The organism is Spirillospora sp. CA-294931 (genome assembly GCF_050946795.1).
GTDB lineage: Bacteria > Actinomycetota > Actinomycetes > Streptosporangiales > Streptosporangiaceae > Spirillospora.
Genome location: NZ_CP192006.1, coordinates 5552617 through 5578579, shown reverse-complemented (window position 1 = coordinate 5578579; position 25963 = coordinate 5552617). Strand labels below are relative to the sequence as shown.

27 protein-coding genes are annotated in these 25963 nt (G+C 73.6%); 15 read left to right on the top strand and 12 right to left on the bottom strand.

The window, feature by feature from the left end; all coding sequences use genetic code 11:
* Nucleotides 1-20 precede the first annotated feature (20 nt).
* Genes ACQPY4_RS25250 through ACQPY4_RS25235 form a run of 4 tightly spaced genes read right to left on the bottom strand, consistent with a single transcriptional unit; the run spans nt 21 to nt 3164 of the window.
* Complete coding sequence (locus tag ACQPY4_RS25250) at nt 21-569, bottom strand: Clp protease N-terminal domain-containing protein (RefSeq protein ID WP_433324700.1); 549 nt, start codon at nt 567-569, stop codon at nt 21-23.
* Nucleotides 566-799 carry an RNA polymerase subunit sigma-70 gene (locus ACQPY4_RS25245; protein ID WP_433324698.1) on the bottom strand — a complete coding sequence of 78 codons (234 nt, stop codon included), beginning with the start codon at nt 797-799 and terminating at the stop codon, nt 566-568. The genes ACQPY4_RS25250 and ACQPY4_RS25245 overlap by 4 nt, the downstream gene beginning before the upstream one ends.
* Before the next feature lie 32 nt (nt 800-831).
* On the bottom strand, nt 832-1845 hold the full coding sequence (locus ACQPY4_RS25240) for a hemolysin family protein (protein ID WP_433324696.1): 1014 nt from the start codon (nt 1843-1845) through the stop codon (nt 832-834).
* The gene (locus tag ACQPY4_RS25235) at nt 1842-3164 is read right to left on the bottom strand and encodes a hemolysin family protein (protein WP_433324694.1); all 1323 of its coding nucleotides are present in this window, start codon (nt 3162-3164) and stop codon (nt 1842-1844) included. The genes ACQPY4_RS25240 and ACQPY4_RS25235 overlap by 4 nt, the downstream gene beginning before the upstream one ends.
* 169 nt (nt 3165-3333) lie before the next feature.
* On the opposite strand from ACQPY4_RS25235, the gene ACQPY4_RS25230 reads away from it, so the two are divergent.
* The 7 genes from ACQPY4_RS25230 to ACQPY4_RS25200 all read left to right on the top strand — a co-directional run bounded on the left by ACQPY4_RS25230 (nt 3334) and on the right by ACQPY4_RS25200 (nt 10292).
* Nucleotides 3334-4293, top strand: coding sequence for an MBL fold metallo-hydrolase (locus tag ACQPY4_RS25230; protein ID WP_433324692.1), 960 nt, complete (start codon nt 3334-3336; stop codon nt 4291-4293).
* Between the two features lie 5 nt (nt 4294-4298).
* Nucleotides 4299-5837, top strand: coding sequence for an FAD-dependent monooxygenase (locus ACQPY4_RS25225; protein ID WP_433324690.1), 1539 nt, complete (start codon nt 4299-4301; stop codon nt 5835-5837).
* A 29-nt stretch (nt 5838-5866) separates the two neighbouring features.
* Nucleotides 5867-6868 (top strand): hypothetical protein, encoded by a 1002-nt coding sequence (locus tag ACQPY4_RS25220; protein WP_433324688.1) that lies wholly within the window; start codon nt 5867-5869, stop codon nt 6866-6868.
* A gap of 159 nt (nt 6869-7027) precedes the next feature.
* Nucleotides 7028-7300, top strand: a complete 273-nt coding sequence (locus tag ACQPY4_RS25215; RefSeq protein WP_433324686.1) for a hypothetical protein — start codon at nt 7028-7030, stop codon at nt 7298-7300.
* 74 nt (nt 7301-7374) lie between these two features.
* Nucleotides 7375-8565 (top strand): sensor histidine kinase, encoded by a 1191-nt coding sequence (locus ACQPY4_RS25210; protein ID WP_433324684.1) that lies wholly within the window; start codon nt 7375-7377, stop codon nt 8563-8565.
* A gap of 67 nt (nt 8566-8632) precedes the next feature.
* Nucleotides 8633-9373: a LytR/AlgR family response regulator transcription factor gene (locus ACQPY4_RS25205; protein ID WP_433324682.1), complete on the top strand. Its 741-nt coding sequence runs from the start codon at nt 8633-8635 to the stop codon at nt 9371-9373.
* Between the two features lie 55 nt (nt 9374-9428).
* Nucleotides 9429-10292 carry a hypothetical protein gene (locus ACQPY4_RS25200; RefSeq protein ID WP_433324680.1) on the top strand — a complete coding sequence of 288 codons (864 nt, stop codon included), beginning with the start codon at nt 9429-9431 and terminating at the stop codon, nt 10290-10292.
* On the opposite strand, the gene ACQPY4_RS25195 is transcribed toward ACQPY4_RS25200, so the two are convergent.
* The 3 genes from ACQPY4_RS25195 to ACQPY4_RS25185 form a co-directional block, all read right to left on the bottom strand.
* Nucleotides 10293-10700, bottom strand: coding sequence for a hypothetical protein (locus ACQPY4_RS25195; RefSeq protein WP_433324678.1), 408 nt, complete (start codon nt 10698-10700; stop codon nt 10293-10295).
* A gap of 107 nt (nt 10701-10807) precedes the next feature.
* Nucleotides 10808-11653 (bottom strand): M23 family metallopeptidase, encoded by an 846-nt coding sequence (locus ACQPY4_RS25190; RefSeq protein ID WP_433324676.1) that lies wholly within the window; start codon nt 11651-11653, stop codon nt 10808-10810.
* 37 nt (nt 11654-11690) lie between these two features.
* Nucleotides 11691-12524, bottom strand: a complete 834-nt coding sequence (locus ACQPY4_RS25185) for a M23 family metallopeptidase (RefSeq protein WP_433324674.1) — start codon at nt 12522-12524, stop codon at nt 11691-11693.
* A 310-nt stretch (nt 12525-12834) separates the two neighbouring features.
* Between ACQPY4_RS25185 and ACQPY4_RS25180 the strand changes: the two genes are divergently transcribed.
* Nucleotides 12835-14223, top strand: coding sequence for a glycoside hydrolase family 1 protein (locus ACQPY4_RS25180; RefSeq protein WP_433324672.1), 1389 nt, complete (start codon nt 12835-12837; stop codon nt 14221-14223).
* Between the two features lie 30 nt (nt 14224-14253).
* Nucleotides 14254-15858: a Coagulation factor 5/8 type domain-containing protein gene (locus ACQPY4_RS25175; protein ID WP_433324670.1), complete on the top strand. Its 1605-nt coding sequence runs from the start codon at nt 14254-14256 to the stop codon at nt 15856-15858.
* 6 nt (nt 15859-15864) lie between these two features.
* Here ACQPY4_RS25175 and ACQPY4_RS25170 read toward each other — a convergent pair whose 3' ends face one another.
* Together ACQPY4_RS25170 and ACQPY4_RS25165 are read right to left on the bottom strand one after the other, a co-directional pair.
* Nucleotides 15865-16362, bottom strand: coding sequence for a hypothetical protein (locus ACQPY4_RS25170; RefSeq protein WP_433324668.1), 498 nt, complete (start codon nt 16360-16362; stop codon nt 15865-15867).
* Nucleotides 16359-17816 (bottom strand): PLP-dependent aminotransferase family protein, encoded by a 1458-nt coding sequence (locus ACQPY4_RS25165; protein ID WP_433324666.1) that lies wholly within the window; start codon nt 17814-17816, stop codon nt 16359-16361. The genes ACQPY4_RS25170 and ACQPY4_RS25165 overlap by 4 nt, the downstream gene beginning before the upstream one ends.
* A gap of 65 nt (nt 17817-17881) precedes the next feature.
* Here ACQPY4_RS25165 and ACQPY4_RS25160 point away from each other — a divergent pair, with 65 nt between their 5' ends.
* The 4 genes from ACQPY4_RS25160 (at nt 17882) to ACQPY4_RS25145 (ending at nt 21871) form a co-directional block, all read left to right on the top strand.
* The gene (locus ACQPY4_RS25160) at nt 17882-18493 is read left to right on the top strand and encodes a LysE family translocator (RefSeq protein WP_433324664.1); all 612 of its coding nucleotides are present in this window, start codon (nt 17882-17884) and stop codon (nt 18491-18493) included.
* Nucleotides 18494-18500: 7 nt separating this feature from the next.
* On the top strand, nt 18501-19196 hold the full coding sequence (locus tag ACQPY4_RS25155; protein ID WP_433324662.1) for a B3/B4 domain-containing protein: 696 nt from the start codon (nt 18501-18503) through the stop codon (nt 19194-19196).
* Between the two features lie 64 nt (nt 19197-19260).
* Complete coding sequence (locus tag ACQPY4_RS25150) at nt 19261-20616, top strand: phosphotransferase family protein (protein WP_433324660.1); 1356 nt, start codon at nt 19261-19263, stop codon at nt 20614-20616.
* Between the two features lie 13 nt (nt 20617-20629).
* On the top strand, nt 20630-21871 hold the full coding sequence (locus ACQPY4_RS25145) for an acyl-CoA dehydrogenase family protein (protein ID WP_433324658.1): 1242 nt from the start codon (nt 20630-20632) through the stop codon (nt 21869-21871).
* Here ACQPY4_RS25145 and rpsR read toward each other — a convergent pair.
* Both rpsR and ACQPY4_RS25135 read right to left on the bottom strand, forming a co-directional pair.
* The gene (gene rpsR, locus ACQPY4_RS25140; protein ID WP_433324656.1) at nt 21856-22107 is read right to left on the bottom strand and encodes a 30S ribosomal protein S18; all 252 of its coding nucleotides are present in this window, start codon (nt 22105-22107) and stop codon (nt 21856-21858) included. The two genes, ACQPY4_RS25145 and rpsR, sit on opposite strands and share 16 nt — an antisense overlap.
* Nucleotides 22104-23252 (bottom strand): CobW family GTP-binding protein, encoded by a 1149-nt coding sequence (locus ACQPY4_RS25135; RefSeq protein ID WP_433324654.1) that lies wholly within the window; start codon nt 23250-23252, stop codon nt 22104-22106. Before ACQPY4_RS25135 ends, rpsR begins: the two co-directional genes overlap by 4 nt.
* Before the next feature lie 73 nt (nt 23253-23325).
* On the opposite strand from ACQPY4_RS25135, the gene rpmF reads away from it, so the two are divergent.
* Nucleotides 23326-23499: a 50S ribosomal protein L32 gene (gene rpmF / locus ACQPY4_RS25130; protein ID WP_433324652.1), complete on the top strand. Its 174-nt coding sequence runs from the start codon at nt 23326-23328 to the stop codon at nt 23497-23499.
* A gap of 72 nt (nt 23500-23571) precedes the next feature.
* Entirely contained in the window at nt 23572-24279 is a 708-nt protein-coding gene (locus ACQPY4_RS25125) for a flavodoxin family protein (protein WP_433324650.1), read from the top strand.
* A 14-nt stretch (nt 24280-24293) separates the two neighbouring features.
* Here the strand turns inward: ACQPY4_RS25125 and ACQPY4_RS25120 are convergent, their stop codons facing one another.
* Nucleotides 24294-25835 carry a PucR family transcriptional regulator gene (locus ACQPY4_RS25120; protein WP_433324648.1) on the bottom strand — a complete coding sequence of 514 codons (1542 nt, stop codon included), beginning with the start codon at nt 25833-25835 and terminating at the stop codon, nt 24294-24296.
* Nucleotides 25836-25963: the final 128 nt, after the last annotated feature.

Sequence of the window (25963 nt, the reverse complement as noted above, 5' to 3'; positions counted from 1 at the left end):
CTTCCCCGATCGGGGAAGAATCAGGCGGCGTCCGAGGCGAGTTCGCCGGTGACGTCGTCGCGCAGGGTCTCGACGCTCACGCCCGCCGCCGCCAGCGTCGTGACGGACGCGAAGCGCTCGTCGTGCAGGACGCCGAGCAGCAGGTGCCCGCTGTTGATCTCCTTGTGCTTGAGGCGGATCGCGTGGCGGAGGCTGAGCTCCAGGGCCTTCTTGGCGTCGCGTGTGAAGGGGATGTGGCCCCTGCCCCGGCGGAACCGGCCCGCCGGGACGTCCAGCGCGCCCTCGCCGAAGCTCTGCTCGGTGGCCTGGCGCACCTCGTCCAGGTCGATGCCGATGGCGCGCAGGGCGTCGGGGTCGAGGGGATCGCCCGCGCCCCGGACGACGTGCGCCCGCAGGGACGAGGCGCGGATGCCGTGCTCGCGCAGGACGCGCCCGGCCGGGCCGTCGTCGGCGGCGAGGGCCAGCAGCAGATGCTGGGGACCGATCGTGTCGTGGCCCAGCTCCCGCCCCTCCCGCTGGGCCGCGACCACGGCGTTCCTGGCCTCCTTGGTGAACCGTTCGAACATCATCGCTCCCTGTTGAGGATCTTCCGGCCGCCGCCGTGCTTCTTGTGGACCGCCTGCTTGCTGACGCCGAGGCAGACCGCGATCTCCTGCCAGGACCAGCCGCGCTCGCGCGCGTTCTCGACCTGGAGGGCCTCCAGGCGCTCGGCGAGCTCGCGCAGGGCGCGGACCGCCTTCAGCCCGACCGCGGGGTCCCGGCTGCTCGCCTCCTGGGCGAGCGTCACTCCGTCGCTCATATCGTCAATGTAGGTTGACGATCGCGCGAGTGTCAACCCTGGTTGACGGCCAGCAGGGTTGTCAGCAGGTCGTCCAGGCTGATCAGCCCGGCCACCCGGCCGTCCTCGCCCCGGACCAGGCCCAGATGGCTCTGCGCGGCCTGGAGCGCCGCCACCGCCTCGGCCACGGGCGTCCCGACGGGGAAGGTCGGCACCGGGTGCGCCAGCTCACCGGCCGGGGTCCTGCGGCCACGGGCCCTGGCCAGGTAGGCGTCGCGGACATGGACCATGCGGGGGCCGGGCCCCTGGAGCATGATCCGGGTGCGGCCGGTCCGGGCGGCGGTGTCGAGGACCTCCTGCGGGACGGCCGTGGCCGGCACCGAGACGATGTCGGCCACCGGCGTCACCAGTCCCTTGAGCGGGGCGCGCGGGGCGTCCAGGGCCGCCGTGAGCAGGTGCAGCTCGGTCTCCTCGATCAGCCCGAGCCGCCGCGACTCCAGCGCCAGGCTGCGCAGCTGCTCGGGCGTGCGCGAGACGCTGATCTCGTCCCGGGGCCTGACCCCGATCATCCGGATCAGCAGGTTGGTGACGGCGTTCAGCGCCGCGAGCACCGGCCGGACGACGGTGGTGAACGCCCGGAACGGCATCGCCAGCATCATCGCCGACCGCTCGGGCCGCACGATCGCCCACGACTTGGGCGCCATCTCGCCGACCACCATGTGCAGGAACGTCACCAGGCCGAGCGCCAGCACGAACGCGACCGCGTGCGAGGCCGTCGAGGGCATCCCGGCCGCGTGGAACAGCGGGGTCAGCGCGTCGGCGATCACCGGCTCGGAGACCAGCCCGAGGCCCAGCGAGCACATCGTGATGCCCAGCTGCGCCCCGGCGAGCATCAGCGACAGCTCGCGGATGCCCGCCACGGCCGAGGCGGCCGTCCGGCTGCCCTGGGCCGCCGCGCGCTCCAGCCGCGGCCGCTTGGCCGCGACCAGCGCGAACTCCGCCGCCACGAAGAAGCCGTTGGCGACCAGCAGGAAGGCGGTCAGCGGCACGCCCGTGGACAGGTTCACCGCGACTCCTCCGCACGCAGCCGGATCAGCTCGGGGACGTGCCGGTGGATGCTCAGCACCTCGACCACCGCCCGGCGCGGCGGGTCGTCCATCCGCTCGGGGACCAGGTCGATGGTGACCACGTCGCCGCGCTCGGCCACCCGGCCGAGCCGCTTCATCAGCAGCCCCGCCACCGTCTCGTAGTCGCCCTCGGGCAGCGCGATCCCGGTCTCGTGCGCCACCTCGTCCACCCGGAGCCCGGCGTCGGTCGTCCACCACTCGCCGCGCCTGATCGCCAGGTCCTCGTCCACGTCGTTCTCGTCGGCGATCTCCCCGACCAGCTCCTCGGCCACGTCCTCCCAGGTGACCAGGCCGGCGAAGCCGCCGTACTCGTCCACCACGCAGGCCATCGCGGCGTTGGACGACTGGAGCTGGGCGACCAGGTCGGGCAGCGGCAGCGTGGAGGGCACCATCAGCGACGGCCGGGCCAGCTCGCGGACCGGGGTCACCGCCGCCCGCTCGGGCTGGACGAGGATCAGCTCGTCCAGCCCGATCAGGCCGATGACGTCGTCCACGCCGGACTCCACCACCGGGTAGCGGCTGTGCCCGTGCGCGGTGATGACCTCGCTCAGCTCGCTGGCCTTGGCGGCGCCCGGCACGGTGACCACGTCCACCCGGGGGACCATGACCTCCTCGGCCGTCCGCTCGGAGAACGCCAGCGCCCGCTCCAGCAGGTCGACCTGGCCCTCCTGGAGCTTCTCGCCCGACTCGCCGATGATGTGGCCGAGCTCCTCCAGCGTGGCGCCGTGGTGCAGCTCCTCGACCGGCTCGATGCCGACCGCGCGCACCAGCCGGTTGGCCGAGGAGTCGAAGAACCGGATCAGCGGCGCGGCCACCGTGAGGTACAGCAGCGTGGACGCGGCCAGCGCGCGGGCCAGCGGCTCGGGCTCGGCCAGCGCCAGGTTCTTGGGGAACAGCTCGCCGAGCACCATCTGGATGATCGTGGCGATCACGAACCCGGCCGCCACCGCGATCCCGCCGACCGCGCCCTCGGGCACCCCGGCGCCCTCCAGCGGCGGCGCGACCAGGTCGGCCAGCGCGGGCTTGGCGATGAACCCGACGACCAGGGCCGTCACCGTGATGCCGAGCTGGGCGCCCGACAGCATGAACGACAGCCGCTCCATCACCCGCACGGCACGGGCGGCGCTCCGGTCGCCCGCGGCGGCCTGCCGCTCCAGCGTCGGCCGGTCGGCGGTGACGTAGGCGAACTCCTGCGCCACGAACCAGCCGGTGGCGGCGGTCAGCAGCAGGACGGCCAGCAGGCCGAGCACGGCGTTCACCGGTATCGGGTCTCCTTACCGCGCGTTCCCCGGGAGTCTTCCCCGCGGTCGAGCGCAGGTTGCACCCTTCCTTCCCCTTCCAAGATCCCTCCTACCCCCGATTATGGAGACAGGCGGTGTGGAATGAACCCACCGCCGTCCGGGAGCACCGAGTCCGAGGAGGGCAATGATGCCCAAGCCGTTCGCGTCGTCCGCCGACCTGGGGGAGAAGGTCCAGACCCTGGAGGTCCTCGCCGAGGGGGTCTACGCGCTGACCGCCGAGGGCGACCCCAACGTCGCGGCGATCGAAGGGGAGGACTTCCTGGTCTGCTTCGAGGCGCTGGCGACCCCCGTCGCCGCCCGCGACTGGCTCGCGATCCTGCGCACCTACACCGACAAGCCCATCCGCTACCTGGTGCTCTCGCACTACCACGCCGTCCGCACGCTGGGCGCGAGCGCGTTCCGCGCCCCCGTCGTCATCGCGCACGACCGCACCCGGGCGCTGATCGCCGAGCGCGGCACGCAGGACTGGGAGTCGGAGTTCGGGCGGATGCCCCGCCTGTTCAAGAAGCCGGAGAGCATCCCCGGGCTCACCTGGCCCAGCGTGACGTTCGCCAGTACCCTCACCATCGACCTTGGCGGCGACCGGGGCGACCTCGACCTGGCCTACTGCGGGCGCGGGCACACCGAGGGCGACATCGTGGCGTGGCTGCCGCGCCACCGCGTCCTGTTCGCCGGTGACCTGGTGGAGACGCAGGCCGCCCTCTACACCGGCGACGCCTTCCACCGCGACTGGGCCGCGGGCACGCTCGACCACGTCGCCTCCTTCGACGCCGAGACGCTGGTGGGCGGGCGCGGCGCGGTCGCGCACGGCCGTCAGGAGGTGCGCGACGCCATCGCGCAGACCCGCGACTTCCTCCAGGTGATGCTGAAGGAGACCGGTGCCGCGCACGAGCGCGGTGGAACGCTCAAAGACGCCTATGCCGCCGTCCATGCCGCGCTCGCGCCCCAGTACGGCGGCTGGCCCATCTTCGAGCACTGCCTGCCGTTCGACGTCTCGCGGCTCTGGGACGAGCTGGGCGGCGTCGAGCGCCCCCGGATCTGGACGGCCGAACGCGACCGCCAGGTCTGGGCCGAGCTCCAGGGCTGAGGTCCATGGAACCCGTCGTGGTCATCGGCGCGGGCCCGGTCGGGCTCACCGCCGCGCTGCTGCTCTCCCGCTGGGGGCTGCCCGTCCTGGTGCTGGAACGCCATCGTGAGCGCGTCCCGATCGGCTCGCGCTCGATCTGCCAGCAGCGGGACGTCCTGGACATCTGGTCCGCGGTCGGCGCCGGAGCGATCGCCGAGGAGGGCCTGGCCTGGACCACCGCGCGCACCTACCACCGCGAGCGGGAGATGTTCAGCTGGGAGTTCGCCGGTGCCAGGACGCTCCCGGCCTGCGTCAACATCTCCCAGTCGCGCACCGAGCGGATCCTGGCCGACCTGGTCGCCCGCGACCCGAGGATCGAGACGCGGCGGGGCCACGAGGTCACCGGCATCGAGCAGGACCCCGAGGGCGTCACGCTCACCTGCGCGACCGGCGAGAAGGTCCGCGCCCCGTATGTCGTGGCGTGCTCGGGCGGCCGCTCGGACGCGCTGCGCGCCGACCTCGGGATCGGCTTCCCCGGCGAGAGCTTCGCCGACCGGTTCCTCATCGTCGACCTGCGCGCGGACGTGCCCGGCTGGGAACGGGAGCGGCGCTTCCACTTCGACCCGCCCTGGAACCCCGGGCGCCAGGTCCTCATCCACCCGTGCCCGGACTCGTCCTACCGGATCGACTGGCAGGTGGAGCCGGGGTTCTCGCTCGACGCCGAGCGCGAGAGCGGCGGCCTGGACCGCCGGATACGCCAGGTCGTCGGAGACCGTCCCTACGAGATCCTCTGGGCGTCGGTCTACGGTTTCCAGTCCCGCGTGGCGGACCGGATGCGGGCGGGCCGCGTCTTCCTGGCGGGCGACAGCGCGCACCTGTACGCGCCGTTCGGCGCCCGGGGGCTCAACTCCGGCGTCCCCGACGCCGAGAACGCCGCGTGGAAGATCGCCATGGTCGCGCGCGGCGCGGCGCCCGAGGCGCTGCTGGAGACCTACCACGACGAGCGGCACGCCGCCGCACTGGAGAACCTGCACGTCACCGCCGCCACGATGCGCTTTCTCGTGCCGCACGACGACCGCGAACGCGCCCGGCGCCTGACCGCCCTGGAGAACGCCACCGACCCGTCCGGCATCGACTCGGGGCGCTTCGCCGAGCCCTTCTGGTACACCGCCTCGCCCCTGACCACGCCCGAGCCGACCAGACCGCCCACCGGACGGCCGCCGAGGGGAGCGCTCCAGCCTCCGGCGCCGGGCGTCATCGTGCCCGACGCCCCCATCGCGGCGCGCGGTGCGACCCGGCTGCGGCAGCTCCTGCGCGACGGCTTCGCCTTCATCGGCGACGGCCCCGCCCCGGCGGCCCGCGTCCCGCTGACCGTGCTGCGGCCGTCCGAGCTCGACCCCTCGGGCGAGCTGGCCGCGACGCTCGGCATCCGGGCGGGCGAGGCGTGGGTGGTCCGTCCCGACGCCCATCTGGCCGCGATCCTCCCCGACCCCGAGCCCGAAACGGTGACGGCGGCTGTTCACACCGCCCTCGGCGTGATAGGCACGGAGAAACCGATGGGTTAGAGGTTTCTCTGAGCGCGCTGGGAGAGCCAATGACCGACGAACGACGTCCGCGCCCCGTCTTCGACCCGGCCATCCCCGCCGACGTCCGGGCGCTTCTGGCCTCCGCTCCGGGGGCCCTCACCGCCGCGAGCCTGCCCGCGCCCCCGGCCCCGCACCTCGGGCTGGCGACCATCGCCGGTCGCGTCCTGTGGGTGCCCGCGTTCGCCTTCTTCTACGGCGTGCTGCCCGGCGGCTGGATCCGGGTGTTCTTCCTGGCCTCGCTGGACGAGGACGACCTGCTCGGCGGCGTCTTCCGCTGGGGCCGCGCGGCGCTGCTGGCGATGATGCTCACCCCGGCGGTGCAGGTCCTGATGGTGCTGCTCGGGCAGGGCGAGGCGGCGGCGCTGCTGGCCGCGGGCAGCTTCGCCGGCTGGATCGCCGGAACGCTCCGGCACCTGCGCGAGCCCGAGACCGCGCGGGCCGCGCGCGAATACCACGGCCGCTACCTGCTGCCCGGCGACTTCGACCGCCCGGCCGCGCGCCTGCTCCTGCGCGCGCAGCGCGCGATCGACGCCGTGCTCGGTTCCAAGGCCCACCGGGCGGGGCTGCTCGACGCCGTCAACAACTCCGTCGTGCTGCCCCGTCAGGAATGGGCGATCGCCGAGGCGCTGGCCGAGCACACCCGGCTGCGCCGCGAGCGCCGCGAGCAGCGGGTCGGGCGGCTCAGCGCCGACGTCCGGGTGCTGCTCGAACCGCAGCGGCGCGCGCTGGAGCTGTCGATCGGCTCGATCACCGAGCGGATCGAGGGGCTGGAGGCGTACGCGCGCCGGGCCCGCGACGCCGACGACGCCTTCCACGAGTGGCGGGTCGTGCAGCGCCTGCCCGAGCAGAACGCCCGCTACCGCGACCTGCTCGCCGCGACCGTCCGCGACGACCTGGCCCGCGACGAGCTGGCCGCCCTGGCCGACGACGCGAGCCGCGCCGAGGCCGCGCTGCGCGACAGCATCGGCACCGCGCTGCGCAGCGGTCACGCGATCGCCGACCCCGGGTAGCGCCGTTCGGCGCGCCGATCCGACCGCTGGGCGACGGCCGCGCACCCGTCGCCGCTCGTCTGCGGCGCCCCGCCGCAGGCCGGGCGCGGATACCTCGTCACCGCCGTCCCCGAGGGCTTGGCTGGTGGACGATCCCCCCGCAGAGCGAGGAGGACCGCCATGAGCGCACCCCGGGACGAGGGGCCGCCGCGCCTGTACGCGTGGACGACCAGCGTCGGGCCCGCGGGCGTCACCTCCGACCGGGACCGCGCACTCGAACTGCTCCGGGCGGCGCTCACCTCGGCGGGCTCCGACGCCACGGGAACCGTCGACCGCGTGGAACTGGACTCCACCTGTCCCCGCTACGTGTACGTCGGCCGCGTCGCCGCGGCGCGCTGGCATTCCGCCGAAGGCCGGATCTCGTGGGTCTCCGGTGACCGCGCCGGGACGTGACCCCTGCGAGGTGGCCGGTATCGTCCCGTCCAGAACGATGAAAAGCGTCCTGACAGCGGGCTACGGTGGCGGTCATGGACCTGAGCCCGCTCGTGATCGGGTCGGTGGCACTGGGCGGGGCCGGCGTCATGGGGGCGGTGCTGTGGGTCGTGCTCGGACGGCGCCCGGGGCCGCCCGCGCGGGCCACGTTCCAGACGCTGCACACCGCCTCGCTGGCGGCGCCCGCGCTGCGCGGCGGGCTCGGTGACGACACCGCGCGCCGGGCCGCGCCGCACCTGCGCGCGCTGCTCGGAGCGGCGGCCGCGGCCGTGACCGACGGGGAGCGGCTGCTGGCCTGGGACGGCGCGGGCGACCACCACGCCGGGCACGCCGTCGAACACGCAGGTGAGGCGCTGCGACGCGGCCGCGCCTCGGTGCTCACGGTCACCTGCCGGACGGAGGGCTGCCCGGTCCGCCGGGCGGTCGTCGTCCCGCTGACCGTCGACGGCCGGACGGCCGGAAGCCTGGCCGCCTATGCCGAGCGCGTCCCCGCCGCGCTGGTGCGCGCCGTCCAGGAGTTGGGCCGCTGGACCGAAACGCAGCTGGAACTGGCCGACCTCGACCGGTCCAGGACCCGCCTGGCCGAGGCGGAGATCCGCGCGCTGCGCGCGCAGATCTCCCCGCACTTCGTCTACAACTCGCTGACCACGATCGCCTCCTTCGTCCGCACCGACCCCGAGCGGGCGCGCGAGCTGCTGCTGGAGTTCGCCGACTTCACCCGGTACTCCTTCCGGCGGCACGGCGCGTTCACGACCCTCGCGGAGGAGCTGCGCTCGATCGACCGCTACCTGCTGCTCCAGCGCGCCCGGTTCGGCGACCATCTGCGGGTCACGCTGCGGATCGCGCCCGAGGCCCTGCACGTGGCGGTGCCCTTCCTGTGCCTGCAACCGCTGGTGGAGAACGCCGTCCGGCACGGGCTCCAGGACCGTCCGGGACGCGGCCGGGTCACGATCGTCGCCGAGGACGCCGGGACGGAGTGCGTGATCAGCGTGGCCGACGACGGCGTCGGCATCGACCCCGAGCGGCTGCGGCGCGCCCTGGCGGGCGAGGACGGCGAGGAGACCGGCGACCCGGTCGGGATCGGCCTGGCGAACGTCGATCTGCGGATGCGGCAAGTGTACGGCGAGGAGTACGGCCTGGCCGTCGAGACCGCCGTGGGCGCGGGCACGAAGGTGACGCTCCGCGTGCCCAAGGACCACCCCGGGGTGGCGGTAAGTGCGCCTTGACAACTCCGCGCGCCCGTGTCCATTTTGAAAGGAGGGGGCGCCGTCAGGGAGATCTCAGGGAGGCGCGGTGCCTGGCCTTCGCGTGCTGGCGGTCGACGACGAGCTGCCCGTGCTCGACGATCTGGCGTTCCTGCTGCGCGCCGACCCCCGCGTCGGCGTCCTGCAGACCGCCCGCGACGGTGCCGCCGCGCTGCGCCGCGTCGACCGCGCGCTGGCCGAGGACCACCCGATCGACGCGGTCTTCCTCGACATCCGGATGCCGGGCCTGGACGGCGTCGTCCTCGGCCGCCTGCTGGCCCGGTTCGCCCGCCCGCCGCGCATCGTCTACGTGACCGCCTACGACGACCACGCGGTGGACGCCTTCGCGATCGAGGCCGCCGACTACCTGCTCAAGCCCGTCCGTCCCGAGCGGCTGGCCGAGGCGATCCGGCGGGTGGCCGAGCCGCTGACGGCCGGGCCCGCCGCGAGCCGCGACCAGGTGCCCGTCGAGCTGGGCGGGGTGACCCGGTTCGTCGCCCGCTCGGACGTCCTGTTCGTCGAGGCCAGGGGCGACTACGCGCGCCTGCACACGCTCGGCGGCAGCCATCTGGTGCGCATCTCGCTGGCGTCCCTGGAGGAGCGCTGGCGTGATCTCGGGTTCGTCCGCGTCCACCGCGGCTACCTGGTGGCGCTCCAGCACGTGGACGAGCTGCGCGTCGACTCCGGCCGCTGCACGGTCCGGGTGGGCGGGGCCCGCCTGCCGGTGAGCCGCAGGCACACCCGCGAGCTGCGCGACCGGCTCGTGCGCGTCCCCCGCCGGGCGGGATAGGACCCCTCCTGTCCGGGCAACCGGGAGATTCGGGGAGAATCGGGCGGGGAGATCCATGGACGACGTTGAAAGCGCGGCGCGCGAACAGGTCCGGCCGGCGGGCGGCTCGACCGGCCGGCGGCTCCGCCTTGCCGCCGGGTACTACCCCGCGCACGGCCCGCTGGCGGGCTACGGCCGGGCGGAGCTGAGCTTCCTGCGGTGGCTGGTGGGCCGGGGTGTCCTGAACCCGCCCGGGGCGACGCCTCCCGGGAGCCCTTGGTGGCGCGCGGTCAGCGATCGGATGCTGCGCGACAAGGCCGAGGCCGCGCTGCTGTGCGGCGGGCGCCGGGGCGAGCCGTCCTCGCGGCCCGTCGAGCTGTGGACGCGGTTCGTCCGAGACCCCTCGCCCTCGGCCTGGTACCGGGCGCACAACGCCAGCGTCGTGGCCGGATACCTGGGCAGCCGCGCCCATGCCGAGGACGAGCTGCCCGCCGAGCGCTTCATGATGAACGTCGCCCTGGTGCGGGTGCTGTACGCGCACGCCCTGGTGGCGGCGCCGAGGCTCGCGCTCGGCCGCTTCTCGGCCCTCGGGCCCCGGCTCGCCGACCCCCGCCACGGCTCGGTCGGCCTCTTCCTCGACCTGCGGCGCGCCTTCCCCGAGCGGTACCCGCTGACGGGGGTCACGGTCGAGGACCTCATGGCGGCCGAGGGCCCGGTGCCGCGCGCCCTCGACTACGGCGTGATCGCGCCCCGGCTGGCCGGTCTCTACGAGTTCGCGGCCGCGTCCCTGGGCGAACCCCGGGTCGCCGACCTGTTCCGGGACGGCTCGCCCAGCTATGTGTGGCCCGCCGCGCGCCACTGGGTCTGGTCGGGCGACGGCGAGCGGCGGCTGCTGACCCGGCTCACCGCGCTGGCCGTCGGGGCGCGCTCGCGGGCCTGATCACCGGTCGCGGACGAACCCGTGCCGCCGCAGGAACTCCACCAGCCGCAGCCCGGCCGGGCTGAGAACCCGGCCCGATCCGCGGCACGCCGCGCACCCCACCCGCTCGGGGTCGGCCGGACGGGCCCGCACATGGTCGTCGATCGTCCGGTCGATGGCCCTGACGATCTCCGGTTCGTGCTCCTGGCACTGCCGCGCGGCGTTCTCGCGGTCGGGCGCGTTCAGCTCGGCCGCGCGCCGCACCGCCTGCGCCACCCTGACCAGTTCGTCGGCCCGCTCGTGCCAGGCCCGCCAGGCGTCGTTCACCACCCGGCCCGAACCGCCGCACCGGGCGCAGTCGTCCTCCAGGCCCGCCAGGAAACGGTCCGGCCCGCCGTCCGCGCCCTCCCTGTCGTCCAGCGTGGTCATAATTCCTCACCCACGGAGCGATACGCACCGGGGCCGGCGAAGGTTCATCGCCGCGGAAATGGCGCGGGCCCGGAAATGGTTTGCATTTCCGGGCCCACGGCCCGCCGTCAGCAGTTCGGCAGGTCGTTGCCGTTGTTGTCCTTGGCGATGTCGTTGCCCCAGCGGGCGAGGTAGTAGGCGGAGACGTACTGGTTCTGCCAGGGGTTTCCGGAGTCCAGGTCGGTCTTCATCCACCAGTGGTTGTAGTCGCTGCCGACCTGGACCTTGGGGCCCCAGACGCGGCAGTAGACGTAGTTGGTGCCCTTGTTGAGCGTCCCGGTCCGGGTGCCTCCGGGCGTGCTGTGTCCGGGGGCGTCGGCGTGGGTGTCCACGTTGTACTTGCCGGGGCCGGGATCGCCGGAGCAGTTGGAGCTGGTCCGGGTCAGCGGCCGGTCGGGATGCAGGACGAGCGGCCCCTCGCCCTGGATCACGGGGTTGACGATGTGCTGGTTGTCGGCGTTCTGGTCGCTGTTGGGGTTGTAGAGCTGCTCATGGTGCAGGTGCGGGTACTGGGTCCCCACCGAGCCCATGGTGCCGACCTGCTGGCCGCGCTTGACCCAGGTGCCGGTGGGCACGCGGGTCGCCATGTGCATGTACGTGGTGAACCAGCCGCCGCCGTGCCGGATCTCGATGCCTCCGGGGGCGAACGACTCGTGGACGTAGCCGTCGGCCGCCGCCAGGATCGGGCTTCCGCTGGGCATGCCCTGGCGGTACATGTCCATCTTCTTGTCGTCGGGGTTGTGCCCTCGGTAGGTCTTGATCTCGATGACCGACTGGCACGGGAAGGGCAGGAGGAAGTCGGGACGCGCGCCCGCCGAGGCGGGGGCGGTCACGATGACGCTGCACAGCGCTCCGGCCAAGGCGGTGGCCGAGGAGAGGACGAGCGCGCGCTGACGCCGGTCGAGGCGTTTCACTGGAGGTGCCTTCCGGGAGGGGCCGGGGGAGCCGGGATCAGCAGTTGGGCAGGTCGTTGCCGTTGTTGTCCTTGGCGACGTCGTTGCCCCAGCGCGACAGGTAGTAGGCCGAGACGTACTGGTTCTGCCACGGGTTTCCGGAGTCCAGGTCGGTCTTCATCCACCAGTGGTTGTAGTCGCTGCCGACCTGGACCTTGGGGCCCCAGACGCGGCAGTAGACGTAGTTGGTGCCCTTGTTGAGCGTCCCGGTCCGCGTGCCGCCGGGGGAGCTGTGGCCGGGGGCGTCGGCGTGGGTGTCGACCCAGTACTTGCCGGGCGTCCCGCCGCAGTTGTTGCTGGTGACGAACACCTGGTTGTAGCTCCACGCGCGCGGGACGAGCGACCCGTTGAACCGGGCCTGCACGACGGCGCCGTTGAGCTTCTGCTCGAAGTGCAGGTGGGGGCCGCTGGAGGCGCCGGTGGTGCCGGCGGCGCCGATCTGCCTGCCCGTGCCCACGTCGACGCCCACACCGACCGCGCGGCTGTCCAGGTGCAGGTAGCGGGTCTGCCAGCCGCCTCCGTGGTCGATGACGATCATGTTGCCACCGCTGTTGGAGAAGGTCGACACGGTGACCCGGCCGCCGGCGGAGGCGAGCACCGGCTTGCCGCGCGTGACGCCGTCGGTGGAGATCATGTCCAGCATGTCGGCGTCGGCGTGCCCGCTGTGGGTCGAGGTGGTCCAGCGCTGACCGCAGGGGACGGGAGCCTGGAAGGCGGGGTCGGCCGAGGCGCTGGTGGGGACGACCGCGGCCATTCCCGCGGTGATGACCCCTGCCGAGCTCGCGACCATGGCGGTGGTGCGCCAGTGCTTCTGGCGTCGTTCGGAACGCATGAGTCTCCTTGGTGAAGAAACTGCCGGAGGCTGACATGGGGGAGCAGGCAATCGCTAAGGGAGTGTGGCACGACGGTTTACCAGTGCCTAGCCGCGCTAAATGACAAGAGACCGAACGTTTTGTGGCGTTCCTGGCCGTTGTTCTCCTCTGGAAAAGGACGGGAAGTCGTAAATTCACCGTTCCGGTGAACGACGGATGTGCCGCCGCGCGCGCCGGTGAGCCAGAGTTTCTTCGTCCACACCCTTAACGTGAACGGTGTTCATGTTCTATGGTGACCGCACCCGTCCGCTCCCAGCCGGAGGCGTGCCGATGGACCCCCTGCCCGCGTTCCCCGAAGGCTTCCTGTTCGGCACGGCGACGGCGGCGTACCAGATCGAGGGCGCGGTGCGGGAGGACGGGCGGGGCCCGTCCATCTGGGACACCTTCTGCGCCGAGCCCGGCCGCGTCCGCGACGGGCACACCGGCGACCGGGCGTGCGACCACTACCACCGCTGGCCCGAGGACCTGGAGCTGATGAGCGCCCTCGGCGCGAACGGCTACCGCTTCTCGGTCGCCTGGACGAGGGTCCAGCCCGACGGGACGGGCCGCGCCGACCCGCGCGGCCTGGACTTCTACGAGGCGCTGGTCGACGGCCTGCTCGACCGGGGCATCGCGCCCGCGCTCACCCTCTACCACTGGGACCTGCCGCAGGCCCTCCAGGACGCCGGCGGCTGGATGCACCGCGACACCGCCCACCGGTTCGCCGAGTACGCGGGCCTGGTCGCCGACCGCCTGGGCGACAGGATCGCGCTCTGGATCACCCTCAACGAGCCGTTCGTCCACCTGACCTACGGTCACAGCCTCGGCGTGCACGCGCCGGGCGAGACGCTGCTGCTCGACTCGCTTCCCGCCGCCCACCACCAACTGCTCGGGCACGGGCTCGCCGTCGCCGCCCTGCGCGAGCGGACCACGTCCCCGATCGCGCTGACCAACAACCACGCGCCGGTGTGGGCCGCGAGCGGCTCCCCGGAGGACGCGGCGGCCGTCCGCGCCTACGACGCCCTGCACAACCGGCTGTTCACCGACCCCCTCCTGCTCGGCCGCTACCCCGACCTCACCGCCTTCGGCGTGGACGCCGTGCCCGGGGTCCGCGACGGCGACCTGGACGCCATCGCCGCGCCCCTCGACGCCCTCGGAGTGAACTACTACAACCCGGTCAGGGTCGCCGCCCCCGGCCGCGGCGGGGGCGAGGGGCCGTCCGGGCTCAGCGAGGCGGGACCGGAACTCGACGGCCTGGGGCTGCCGTTCGTCGACGTCCCGATCGAGGGCACCCCGGTCACGGCGTTCGGCTGGCCCGTCGTCCCCGACGGGCTGCGCGAGCTGCTGGTCGGCATGCGGGACCGCTACGGCGCCGCGCTGCCGCCGCTCGTGATCACCGAGAACGGCTGCTCGGCCGACGACGCCGTCGGCCCCGACGGCACGGTCGACGACCCCGACCGCATCGCGTTCCTGGACGGCCATCTGCGGGCCGTCCACCGGGCCATCGAGGAGGGCGTCGACGTGCGCGGCTACTTCGTCTGGTCGCTGCTGGACAACTTCGAGTGGTCCGAGGGCTACCACCAGCGCTTCGGGCTCGTCCATGTCGACTTCACGACCCAGCGCCGCACGCCGAAGGCGTCCTTCCACTGGCTGCGCGACCAGCTCCGCCTCCGATCCTGACCACCCCCGTCCCCCCCACAGGTGGCAACGATGCGATTCCCGAGAACGACCCGTCCCCTCGCCGTCGCGCTCGCGGCGGCCGCCGCCTGCCTCATGGTCGGCAACGCCGCGGCCCAGCCGTCCGGGACCGCGCGGTCGGCCGCCGCCGCCGTGCCCGTCCGCGGGTTCGTGGACGCCCACACCCACGCCGAAGGGCACGAGAACCTGGGCGGGCGCATCATCTGCGGCAAGCCCTTCGACCCCGACGGGATCGAGCAGGCCCTCAGGGACTGCGACGACCACCAGCCCAACGGCGAGGGCGCGCTGCTGGAGAACTTCATGAAGAACGGGTCGCCGTTCGGGACCCACGCGACCCAGGGCTACCCGACGTTCAAGGACTGGCCCGCCTACAACTCCCTGACCCACCAGCAGGTCTACTACGAGTGGCTGGAGCGTTCGTGGCGCGGCGGCCAGCGGATCCTGGTCGACCAGCTGGTCGCCAACCGCGTCCTGTGCGACGTCTACCCGCTCAAGAAGAACCCTTGCGACGAGCAGCAGACCATCCGCATCGAGGCCAAGCACGCCCGCGACATGCAGGCGTTCATCGACGCCAAGCACGGCGGTCCCGGCAAGGGGTGGTTCCGCATCGTGAGCACACCCGCCGAGGCCAGGCAGGTCATCGGTCAGGGCAAGCTCGCGGTCGTCCCGGGCATCGAGCAGTCCGAGCCGTTCGGCTGCCGCCAGACGCTCGGGATCCCGCACTGCACCCGGGCGCAGATCGACAAGGGCCTGGACGAGATGAAGGCCCTCGGCGTCCGGAGCATGTTCGTCTGCCACAAGTTCGACAACGCGCTGTGCGGCGTCCGCTTCGACAGCGGCACCGCCGGGGTCATCGTCAACCTCGGCAACTTCCTCAGCACCAAGAGCCTGTGGCAGGCCAGGACCTGCACCGGCGCGGCCCACGACAACCCGATCGAGCCGTCGCTGACCCTGCCCGAGGCGCTGCGCGAGAGGCTCTCGCTGCCCAAGGGCCTGTCGATCGGCTACCCGCCCGCACCGCACTGCAACGTCAAGGGCCTGACCGACCTCGGCGCCCACATGGTCAGGGGCATGATGAAGCGCGGCATGATCGTCGAACTCGACCACATGAGCGTCAAGGCCGCCGACGAGACCCTCAAGATCCTTGAGGAGGCCCGCTACCCGGGCGTCATCTCCTCCCACGGCTGGAGCGACCCGACCTTCCTCCCGAGGATCTACCGCCTGGGCGGCATGGTCACCGGGTACGGCCACAAGGCCGACCAGTTCGCCGAGGGCTGGCGGCAGGCCAAGAAGGCCCACGGCGGCCAGGGCCCGTTCGGCTACGGCTACGGCCTGGACGCCAACGGCTTCGGCCACCTCCCCTCGCCGCGCGACGGAAGCCAGGTGAAGTACCCCTTCGCCTCCTTCGACGGCAGCGTCACGCTCGACCGGCTGCGCACCGGGCAGCGCACCTGGGACCTCAACGTCGACGGCGTCGCCAACTACGGCCTGGTGCCCGACTGGATCGAGGACATGCGGCTCTCGGTCGGCGACGAGCTCGTCCAGGACATGGCCAACGGAGCCGAGACCTACCTGCGCATGTGGGAGGGCGCGACGAACCACCCCGCCACCGGTTGAGCGCGGCTAGGCGAAGTTCCACTCGGACGGCAGGTCGGCTTCGCACAGGGCGCAGGTGAAGTCGGCGTCCTTCACCAGGTTGCGCTCGCCGCAGCCGGGGCACCGGCGGAAGACGAAGGGCTGGGTGAAGCCGCCGGGACGGGCCAGGCCCGCGCGGTCGAGCGCGGCGGCCACCTCGGGCCAGCAGCCGGGGTCCGGGCAGTAGCCGGTCGACTGGTTGCTGATCTCGGTCACGGCCCACCCGGCGCCGTCGCGGGCGAGGGTGATCTCGCCCGCGCCCAGGACGGGGCCGCCCCCGGCGCACGCGACGTGCTCGCTGCGCCGGGGGGCCAGGCGCAGCACGCCGTCCAGGCCGACGACGAACGTGAACGGTTCGGCCAGGTCCGTGGCGGCCGCCCAGGCGGCGAGGGCGGACGGGGAGCCGATCGCGTGCCCGCCGGAGCCGGGCGGGAGCGCGTCGGCGATCTCGGCGGGACCCACGTAGCGGTACACCTGGCGGCTCATTTGAGGATTCCGGCGAGGGTGGCGATTCCCTCGGCGATCTCGGTGGGGGTGGTGGCGGCGTAGCCGAGGACGAGGCCCGGTTCGCCCGGTGACTGGCGGTGCCACGACAGGGGCTGCACCTTAACGCCCCGAGTGAGGGCCTCGGCGGCCAGGGCCGTGTCGTCGAAGGCGGTGTCGAAGGTGACGGTGAGGTGCAGGCCCGCCGCCGCGCCGTGGACGTGGGCGCCGGGGAGCACGGACGCGATCGCCTCGATCATCGCGTCGCGGCGCCGCCGGTGGCGGCGCCGCAGCAGGCGCAGATGCCGTTCCAGGGCTCCCGACTCCATGAGGTGGGCCAGGACCAGCTGGGGCAGGACGGGGTTGCCGAGGTCGGCGAAGCGCTTGGCGGCCACCAGCGCGTCGCGGTACCGGGACGGGACGAGCGTCCAGCCGGTCCGCAGGGCGGGGGCCAGCAGCTTGGAGACGCTCCCGGCGTAGCAGACCCGCTCGGCCAGCAGGGCCCGCAGCGCGGGGACGGGCGGGCGGTCGTAGCGGTGCTCGGCGTCGTAGTCGTCCTCGATGACCAGGCCGCCCGCCTCGGCCCAGCGCGCCAGCGCGCGGCGCCGGTCGCCGCCGAGCACCACTCCGGTCGGGAACTGGTGCGCGGGGGTGAGCAGGACGGCCGGGGCCTCCAGCCGGTCGACCCGGACGCCCTGCTCGTCGACCGGGACGGGCGGCGTGGCCATCCCGCCGTTGCGCAGATGCTGGCGGACGCCCAGCGAACCGGGTTCCTCCACCGCCACGGTCGAGACGCCGTCCTCGCGCAGGACGTGGCACAGCAGCCCGAGCGCCTGGGCGGTGCCCGCGACGATGACGATCTCGTCGGGCTCGGCCCGGACGCCCCGGTTGCGGGCCAGCCAGTTCGCGACGGCCACGCGCAGGGCGGGCGTCCCGCGCGGGTCGCCGTAGCCGAAGTCGGGGGCCGACAGGCGCGCGAGCACGGCGCGCTCGGCGCGCAGCCAGGCCGTCCGGGGGAAGGCCGCCAGGTCGGGCAGGCCGGGGGTGAGGTCGATGCGGGCGGGCGCCGTGCGCAGGGCGTCGAAGATCTCGGTGGTGGGCGGCCCGGCGAACAGGGCGCCCGCCGGGCGGGCCGCGGGCGGGGCGGGCGGCGCCGTCACCGGGGCGCCGACCACGACCGTGCCGCCCCGGCCGCGCCCGGCGACGTGGCCCTCCTCAGCCAGGCGCTGGTACGCCTCGGTCACCACGCCGCGCGAGACGCGCAGATCGGCGGCCAGCACGCGGCTGGCGGGAAGCCGGGAGCCGACGGGGAGCCGTCCCGCGGCGATGGCCTCGCGGAGCCGTCCGGCCAGCCAGTCCGCGCGGCCGCCGGACGGGGCCTCGGCGACGTCCAGTTGGAGGAAGTCGGCGCCCGGAGTTATGGCCCTGTCGCTTGCCTCCATATTGGACCTGTTCACCAGGCCATAGTGGCACCAGGGTTGCTGGTGAGGAAGAGACCTTCCGAAATTCGCAGGAGACCACCTTGAGCATCGCATTCCTGGTGACCACGCTGATCGTGGTCGCCACCCCCGGAACGGGGACCGTCTACACCCTGGCGGCGGGCCTGTCGCGGGGACGCCGCGCCAGCGTCGTCGCCGCGTTCGGCTGCACGCTCGGCATCGTCCCGCACCTGGTGGCGACGATCACCGGCGCGGCGGCCCTGCTGCACACCAGCGCCGTGGCGTTCCAGACCCTGAAGTACCTCGGCGTCGCGTACCTGCTCTACATGGCCTGGGCCACGCTCCGCGACAAGGACGCCCTGGTCGTGGACGACGACCAGGCACCGCGCCCGGCGTCCCGCGTGGTGCTGACCGGCGTGCTGATCAACATCCTGAACCCCAAGCTCACCATGTTCTTCCTGGCCTTCCTGCCGCAGTTCGTCACGCCGGGGCAGCCGGGCTCGGTCCTGCGGATGCTGGAGCTGAGCGCGGTCTTCATGCTCGCCACGTTCGTCGTCTTCGCCGGATACGGCGTCCTGGCCGCCTCGGTGCGCGGCCAGGTGACCTCGCGGCCCCGGGTCATGACCTGGATGCGCCGGGTCTTCGCCGGTTCCTTCGTCACCCTCGGCGCCAAGCTCGCCTTCTCCGCCCGATAGGACCCCCATGCGCTTCCAGCATTCCGACGAGATCTGGTCGCGGTACCCCGGCCTGGCGGCGGGCGTCGTGCACGCCTCGGGGGTCACCGGCGACGCCTCGGTCGACGCCCAGGTCGAGAAGTTCGGCTCCATCGCCCGGACGCGCCTCGCGGACGGGCCCGAGGCCGAGTTCCCCGAGATCCGGGCCTGGCGCCGCACGTTCACCTCGATGGGCCTGAAGGCCACCCAATACCGCTGCGCCTCGGAGTCGCTGCTGCGGCGGTTCCGCAAGGAGGGGACCCTGCCCCGGATCCATCCGGTCATCGACCTGTGCAACGCGGTGTCGGTGGCGTTCGCGATCCCCGTGGGCGTCTTCGACGTCGCGGAGGTCGCCGGGAGCCTCGAGGTGCGCACGGCCCGGGGCGACGAGGAGTACCTGACCTTCGGGGGCGCGACCGAGCGGCCCGAGCCCGGCGAGGTGATCTTCGCCGACGAGGCGGGGAACGCCCACGCCCGCCGCTGGACCAACCGCCAGAGCGGCCGCTCGGCCGTCCGCCCGGCGACCTCCTCGATCCTGGTCGTCACCGAGGGGATGCACGACTCGGCCGCCGCCGACGTGGCCGAGCTCGTCGCGGTCGTCGCCGACGAGCTGGCCCGGGTCTGGCCCGTGACGCCGCGCACCGCGCTGCTGTCGGCGTCCGCGCCGAGGTTCGACCTGGGGTAGTTGAACGGGGTTCGGCCGGGGCATACGGTGATCGCCCGGACGCCGGTCAGCGCGAGGAGTGCCGATGACCCCGGACGAACTGAGCGCCCCCCTGACGGCGCGGCTGCGCGAGCTGTGGGGCGGTGGCGCCGAGGTGACCGGGCTCCGGCGGCTGCCCGGCGGCGCCAGCCGCGAGACCTGGTCGTTCGACGCGGCGGGCCGCGGCCTGATCCTGCGCTGCGAGTCGCCGGACCAGACCCGGATCGGCGCGGGCCTGCCCGTGGAGGCGGCGGCCTTCACGGCGGCGCGGGCGGCGGGCGTCCCGGTCCCCGAGGTCCTGGACGCGGGCGACGGCACCGGTGCGATCCCGGTTCCCTACCTGCTCCAGGAGCGCCTGGACGGCGAGACGATCCCGCGCAGGCTGCTGCGCGACGAGCGGTTCGCCGGGGTCAGGTCCGGGCTCGCCGCCGAGCTCGGGCGGCTGCTCGCCGCGATCCACGCGATCCCGGCGGGCCGGGTGCCCGGCCTCGACGGCGGCGACCCCCTCGCCGGGCTCACCGCGCTGTACGACGGGCTCGGCGACCCGCGTCCCGCCGTCGAGCTCGGCCTGCGCTGGCTGCGCGACCACCGCCCGCCGCCGGTGCCCCCGGCCGTGGTGCACGGCGACTTCCGGCTCGGCAACCTGCTGGTCGCGCCGGACGGCGTCCGGGGCGTCCTGGACTGGGAGCTCGTCCACACCGGCGACCCCGCCGAAGACCTCGGGTGGCTCTGCGTGAAGGCGTGGCGGTTCGGCTCGCCCCACCCGGTGGGCGGCCTCGGGTCCCGCGAGGAGCTCCTGGACGGCTACGAACAGGGCGGCGGACGGCGTCCGGACGCCGCGCGGCTGCGCTGGTGGGAGGTATACGGGACCCTTCGCTGGACGGTCCTGTGCCGCTTCCAGGCCGAACGGCACCTGTCGGGCGCCGAGCCGTCCATCGAGCTCGCGGCGCTCGGACGCCGCGTCTGCGAGCAGGAGCACGACCTCTTGCTCGCGCTCGGGCACCCCGCGCCCGCTCCCGTCCCCGACGTGCTCGACGGCACCGCCGACGTCCCGCCCGCCCCGCACGACCGGCCCGGCGCGCACGGGCTGCTGGAGGCCGTGGGGGAGTTCCTGGCCGCCGACGTCCGCGCCGCCGGGGACGAGCGGCTGCGCTTCCACGCCCTGGTCGCGGCCAACCTGCTGCGCGTCGCGCGCCGCGAGATGCTCCTCGGCCCCGCCCACCGTCAGGCCCACCGCCGCCGTCTGGCCGCCCTCGGCGCGGCCTCCGACGCCGACCTCGCCCGCGCGATCCGCGCCGGGACGCTCGACGCCGCCGCGCCCGAGGTCATCGGGGCCGTGCGGGCCTCGGTGACCGACCGGCTCGCGGTCGCCAGCCCCGGCCATCTCCGCTCGCCCGCCTGACGCAGGAGGACGCATGGACTTCGACATCCCCGCCGAGATCACCGAGTTCCTGGCCGCGCTCGACGCCTTCGTCGAGCGCGAGATCAAGCCGCTGGAGGAGGAGAACATCCGGTTCTTCGACCACCGCCGGGAATGGGCGCGCACCGACTGGGACGCCGGTGGCACCCCGCACCCGGAGTGGGAGGAACTGCTGACGGAGATGTGCCGCCGCGCCGACGCGGCCGGGTTCTACCGCTACGCGCTGCCCGCCGAGCTGGGCGGGAGCGACGGCACCAACCTCGCCATGGCGGTCATCCGCGAGCACCTGGCGCACAAGGGGCTCGGGCTGCACAACGACCTGCAGAACGAGGCGTCGGTGGTCGGCAACTTCCCCGTCGTCCAGCTCGTGCACGCCTTCGGGACGCCCGAGCAGAAGGCCGAGTACCTGGACGCCATGCTCGACGGCACCCGCCGCGTCGCCTTCGGCCTGACCGAGCCCGGGCACGGCAGCGACGCCACCTGGCTGGAGACCGCCGCCGCGCGCGACGGCGGCGACTACGTCATCAACGGCACCAAGCGGTTCAACAGCGGCCTGCACAGCGCCACCGACGACCTGATCTTCGCCCGCACGTCCGGCGAGCCGGGCTCGGCCCGGGGCATCAGCGCGTTCCTCGTCCCGACCGGCACCTCGGGCTTCGAGGTGGGCATGTTCCACTGGACGTTCAACATGCCCACCGACCACGCCGAGGTCGAGCTGCGCGACGTCCGCGTCCCCGCCTCGGCGATCCTGGGCGGCGAGGGCGAGGGGCTGGTGGTGGCCCAGCACTTCGTCCACGAGAACCGCATCAGGCAGGCCGCCTCGGGTGTCGGCGCCGCCCAGTTCTGCGTGGACGAGAGCGTCGCCTACGCGCGCGGCCGCCGGGTCTTCGGCAAGCCCCTGGCCTCCCAGCAGGCGATCCAGTGGCCCCTGGCCGAGCTGCACACCGAGGCCGAGCTGGTGCGCGGCCTGGTGCGCGAGACGGCGTGGCGGCTCGACCGCGCCGCCGCGCCGACCGAGCTCGGCGACCGCGTCTCGATGTGCAACTACCGCGCCAACCGCCTGGTCTGCCAGGCCGCCGACCAGGCCATCCAGGTGCACGGCGGCATCGGCTACACGCGGCACAAGCCGTTCGAGCACATCTACCGCCACCACCGCCGCTACCGCATCACCGAGGGCTCGGAGGAGATCCAGATCCGGCGGATCGCCGCGTTCCTGTTCGGCTACATCGAGCGCTGACCACCCTGGCGGGAGCCGTAGGGGAGCAGCGCCATCTCGCGGGCGTTCTTGATGGCCCGGGCGAGCTGCCGCTGCTGGTGGACGGTGACGCCGGTGACGCGGCGGCTGCGGATCTTGCCCCGGTCGGAGATGAACCGGCGCAGCAGCTCGACGTCCTTGTAGTCGACGTAGCTCACCCCGTGCAGCGGGTTGGCCTTGCGGCGGCGCTCGGGACGGCGGGACGGGGCGGGGCTCACACGGCCTCCTTGAGATCGAGGATCGGGGCGAACGGGTCGTCGATGCCGGCCAGGGACTCTCCGGGCGTCATCAGGCAGGAGTCCAGCAGCGCGTGGATCCGGTCCCGGTCCAGCTCGGCACCGGTGAAGACCAGGTGCTGGACGCGGTCGCCGTGCTCGGCCGACCAGTCGAGGGTCGCCGCCGTCCGGCGGACGGGCGCGACCAGCTCCCAGGCGGCCTCCGGCAGGGCGGCCAGCCAGGGACCGGCGTCCTCGACGGTGACGACGCCCGCGACGGCGTCCCAGGCCAGCATCCGGTCGGGACGGTTGGCCAGCCAGAAGCGCCCCCGGCTGCGGACCGACTCGATGGCGAGGGTGTCGGCGGCGTCGAAGAACCGCTCGGGGTGCAGCGGGCCGGTGCGCCTCCAGATCACGGTCTCCACCTCGCCGGTGGCGGTCTCCGGCGGCAGCTGCGCCGTCGCGGGATCGACCCGGGCGGCGAGCTCGAACGTGCACAGCCCGGCCTCGCCGATCGCGGGCAGCCGTTCGTCCGGCCCGACGACCGGCGTCAGCGGCGCGAGATGGCCCAGCAGCTCGCGGCAGAGCGCCACGTTCTCGGGGTCGGCCTCGGGCAGCGGGGCGGGCAGCACCTCGGGCAGCGCCAGGACGGTCGCGTACTCGATCTGGCGGACCAGCACCTCGGCCAGGTAGCGCCGGTCTCCGGCGGCGCCGGGCTTGCCGACCTCGGCCAGCGGCTCCCCCCGGCAGACGTCCACCGGGGTCAGCTCGGCGTCCAGCGCGGTGATCACCTGTGCGATGCGCAGCTCGTCCGCCGCCTCGGCGTCCAGGGCCTCGGCGACCGTGCGGGGCTCGACCGAGTCCCACAGGTCGACGATCAGCAGCGGCGCGTGCCCGGCGAGCCGGAGCAGCTCGGGGACCAGGTCGAGGCGGACCGCGCAGGTCACGCAGCCGTGGGCCAGGCGCACCACGGCCTGCTCGCGCTCTCCGCCGGCGTCCCGGACGACCCGCAGCAGGCTGCCCGCCGTGATCGAGCAGAGGTCGTGGTGGATCGCCAGGGCGCCGGGACGCTCGCGCAGCAGGCGGTCGACGACGGCGGTGCGGGCCGGGCCGTGCAGCCCGGCCACCAGCACCACGGGGACCGACATGGATGACCTCCTGTGTGAAAATGAAAACCGTTTCCAGTATCATGACACGTCATCCAGCAGAGAGGTGAATCCCGTGGCCGTTCCCAAGCGCAGGACTTCGCGCAGCAACACCCGTTCTCGCCGCTCCCAGTGGAAGGCGAGCGCCCCCGATCTCGTTCCCGTCACCGTGGACGGCCGGGAGGTCCGGGTCCCCCGCCGCCTGGCCCGCGCCTACCAGCGCGGCCTGCTGCGCCCCGACACCGCCTGACCGAGGTCCGCGCGCCGAAACCTGGGTAGGGATCGGTTCTGACCAGGACATCCTCCGGAGAGGGGCGGCGCGATGAGCCCGCGATACGACGATCTGCGCGCGTTGTTCGTCAACTGCACGCTCAAGCGCTCTCCCGAGCGGAGCAACACGCAGGGGCTGGTCGACGTCAGCGCCCGCATCATGGAGAAGCAGGGCGTCGGCGTCGACCAGTTCCGCGCGGTCGACCACGACATCGCCACCGGCGTGTGGCCGGACATGACCGAGCACGGCTGGGCGAGCGACGAGTGGCCCGCCCTCCAGGAGCGGGTGATGGCCGCCGACATCCTCGTGCTGGCCGGGCCCATCTGGCTGGGCGACAACGGCTCGGTGACCAAGACCGTCATCGAGCGGCTCTACGCCAACTCCTCGGTGCTCAACGAGCGCGGCCAGTACGCCTACTACGGCAAGGCGGGCGGCTGCCTCATCACCGGGAACGAGGACGGCCTCAAGCACTGCGCGATGAACATCCTCTACAGCCTCCAGCACCTGGGCTACACGATCCCGCCGCAGGGCGACGCCGGGTGGATCGGCGAGGCGGGCCCGGGCCCCTCCTACCTCGACGAGGGCTCGGGCGGGCCGGAGAACGACTTCACCAACCGCAACACCACGTTCATGACCTGGAACCTGCTGCACGTCGCGCGGATGCTCAAGGACGCCGGGGGCATCCCCGCGCACGGCAACCAGCGCTCGGAGTGGGAGGCGGGCTGCCGCTTCGACTTCGAGAACCCCGAGCACCGCTGAAGCGGGGCGCGGCCTCAGCGCAGGCGGAGGGCGAGGAAGAAGTCGACGCGGTCTTCGAGTCTGGATAGGTCGCGTGCGGTGAGTTCTTGGATGCGTTGGATGCGGTAGCGGACGGAGTTGACGTGGAGGTGGAGTTGTTGGGCGCAGCGGGTCCAGGAGCCGGAGTTTTGGAGGAAGGTTTCGAGGGTGAGGATGAGGTCGGCGTTGTGGACGTCGTCGTAGGTGCGTAGGGGGTCTAGGAGGCGCATGCGGAACATGTGGCGGACGTCGTCGGGGACGCTGGCGAGCAGGAGGACGTGGGTGGCGAGTTCGTTGTGTCCGACGACGCAGACGGGGTCGGTGCGTCCGGCGGCCAGGCGGCGGGCGTAGCGGGCCTCCTCCACCGCCCCGCGCAGCTCGCCCGCGGCGACGACATCGCTGACGCCGACCGCGAGCCCGCCGCCGGTGAGGCCGGGCGCCAGCCTCCCCAGCACGCGGCCGACCTCGCCCGCCACGTCGCGCCCGGACTCCGGCGGCACCGGAACCAGCGCGATCGCCTCGTCGTCCAGCAGCCCCACCACCGGGCGCGGGCCCGGCAGCGCCTCGCCGAGCAGCGTCCGCAGCTCGCCGGGACGCGGGTCGCCCCGCCCGGTGCCGCGCGCGCAGGCCGCGACCGCCACGAACGAGGCCATGACGGGAAGGCCGGTGAGCTCCAGCCGGGGCAGGATCTCCTCGGCCGGCGCCCCGGCCACGACCAGCCCCACCAGCTCCTGGGCCAGCCGTCCCGCGACGCTCAGCCGGTCGTCGGAGCGGGCCCGCTCCAGCGCCACGATCGCGGCCAGCTCGCCGGCGAGCCCGCGCCGCTCCTCGGGCCAGTCCTGCCAGTCGCCCTCGCACACCACGAACCAGTCGGCGACCCGCGACCCGGTGCCCTCGGTGACCGGGAAGATCGACACCTCGGGGGAGCGGAGCCGGTGCGGCAGCCGGGGCGCGGTCAGGAAGACGCGCGCCAGCCCGGCCGGGTCGAGCTCCGCGGGCAGCGGGCGCGGCCCGGCGACCACGCGTCCCGCCGGGGTCAGCACCCAGCAGCGCATGCCGAGGTCGCGGCCGACCAGGTCGAGCACCGAGTCCAGGCCCTCTCCCTCGCGGGCCCCGGCGACCAGGCGGCGGTGCCGGTCCAGCACGGCGGTCAGATCGGCCGCCCGCGCGGACGACAGGTGCCGCACGACCGCCTCGGTGACGGTCGCGAACGCCACGTCCTCGGGCACCCGGAACAGCGGCAGCCCGTGGCGGCGGCACGAGTCGACCAGATCGGCGGGGACCGTCCCGGCCTCGGCGTCCCAGGCGGCCAGCGCCGACACCCGGGCCCCGGCCAGCGACCGGACGAAGGCCTCCGAGTCGTCCGGGCCCGTCCGCCATACCAGCCCGGTCAGCACCAGTTCGTCGCCGCTGAGGTAGCGGCTGGGATCGATCATGTCGGTGGTGACGACCCAGCGGATCGGCCGGTCGAGCCGCTCCCGGCCGGTGATGATCTCCAACGGGGGCTCGGAGACGGTGAGCAGCGAGCGGAGCCTCATGATCGTCGCCCTTCCGTGAAGGGGCCCTGCTCAGGCCCTTCGCCGGGCGAGGTTAACCCATCGTTCACCTGGAACCCCGTTGGAGTAACGCACGAAATGTCGAGGTCCGGGGCGGGCACAGTTCGGAC

What these genes read in the sequence shown, in the direction of transcription:
- ACQPY4_RS25155 (WP_433324662.1), top strand. Translation starts at nt 18,501, where the DNA reads ATGCGCTTCCAGCATTCCGACGAGATCTGGTCGCGGTACCCCGGCCTG.
- ACQPY4_RS25220 (WP_433324688.1), top strand. Translation starts at nt 5,867, where the DNA reads ATGACCGACGAACGACGTCCGCGCCCCGTCTTCGACCCGGCCATCCCC.
- ACQPY4_RS25245 (WP_433324698.1), bottom strand. Translation starts at nt 799, where the DNA reads ATGAGCGACGGAGTGACGCTCGCCCAGGAGGCGAGCAGCCGGGACCCC.
- ACQPY4_RS25180 (WP_433324672.1), top strand. Translation starts at nt 12,835, where the DNA reads ATGGACCCCCTGCCCGCGTTCCCCGAAGGCTTCCTGTTCGGCACGGCG.
- ACQPY4_RS25200 (WP_433324680.1), top strand. Translation starts at nt 9,429, where the DNA reads ATGGACGACGTTGAAAGCGCGGCGCGCGAACAGGTCCGGCCGGCGGGC.
- ACQPY4_RS25250 (WP_433324700.1), bottom strand. Translation starts at nt 569, where the DNA reads ATGATGTTCGAACGGTTCACCAAGGAGGCCAGGAACGCCGTGGTCGCG.
- ACQPY4_RS25120 (WP_433324648.1), bottom strand. Translation starts at nt 25,835, where the DNA reads ATGAGGCTCCGCTCGCTGCTCACCGTCTCCGAGCCCCCGTTGGAGATC.
- ACQPY4_RS25195 (WP_433324678.1), bottom strand. Translation starts at nt 10,700, where the DNA reads ATGACCACGCTGGACGACAGGGAGGGCGCGGACGGCGGGCCGGACCGT.
- ACQPY4_RS25170 (WP_433324668.1), bottom strand. Translation starts at nt 16,362, where the DNA reads ATGAGCCGCCAGGTGTACCGCTACGTGGGTCCCGCCGAGATCGCCGAC.
- ACQPY4_RS25185 (WP_433324674.1), bottom strand. Translation starts at nt 12,524, where the DNA reads ATGCGTTCCGAACGACGCCAGAAGCACTGGCGCACCACCGCCATGGTC.
- ACQPY4_RS25145 (WP_433324658.1), top strand. Translation starts at nt 20,630, where the DNA reads ATGGACTTCGACATCCCCGCCGAGATCACCGAGTTCCTGGCCGCGCTC.
- ACQPY4_RS25225 (WP_433324690.1), top strand. Translation starts at nt 4,299, where the DNA reads ATGGAACCCGTCGTGGTCATCGGCGCGGGCCCGGTCGGGCTCACCGCC.
- ACQPY4_RS25230 (WP_433324692.1), top strand. Translation starts at nt 3,334, where the DNA reads ATGCCCAAGCCGTTCGCGTCGTCCGCCGACCTGGGGGAGAAGGTCCAG.
- ACQPY4_RS25215 (WP_433324686.1), top strand. Translation starts at nt 7,028, where the DNA reads ATGAGCGCACCCCGGGACGAGGGGCCGCCGCGCCTGTACGCGTGGACG.
- ACQPY4_RS25210 (WP_433324684.1), top strand. Translation starts at nt 7,375, where the DNA reads ATGGACCTGAGCCCGCTCGTGATCGGGTCGGTGGCACTGGGCGGGGCC.
- ACQPY4_RS25125 (WP_433324650.1), top strand. Translation starts at nt 23,572, where the DNA reads ATGAGCCCGCGATACGACGATCTGCGCGCGTTGTTCGTCAACTGCACG.
- ACQPY4_RS25175 (WP_433324670.1), top strand. Translation starts at nt 14,254, where the DNA reads ATGCGATTCCCGAGAACGACCCGTCCCCTCGCCGTCGCGCTCGCGGCG.
- ACQPY4_RS25135 (WP_433324654.1), bottom strand. Translation starts at nt 23,252, where the DNA reads ATGTCGGTCCCCGTGGTGCTGGTGGCCGGGCTGCACGGCCCGGCCCGC.
- ACQPY4_RS25150 (WP_433324660.1), top strand. Translation starts at nt 19,261, where the DNA reads ATGACCCCGGACGAACTGAGCGCCCCCCTGACGGCGCGGCTGCGCGAG.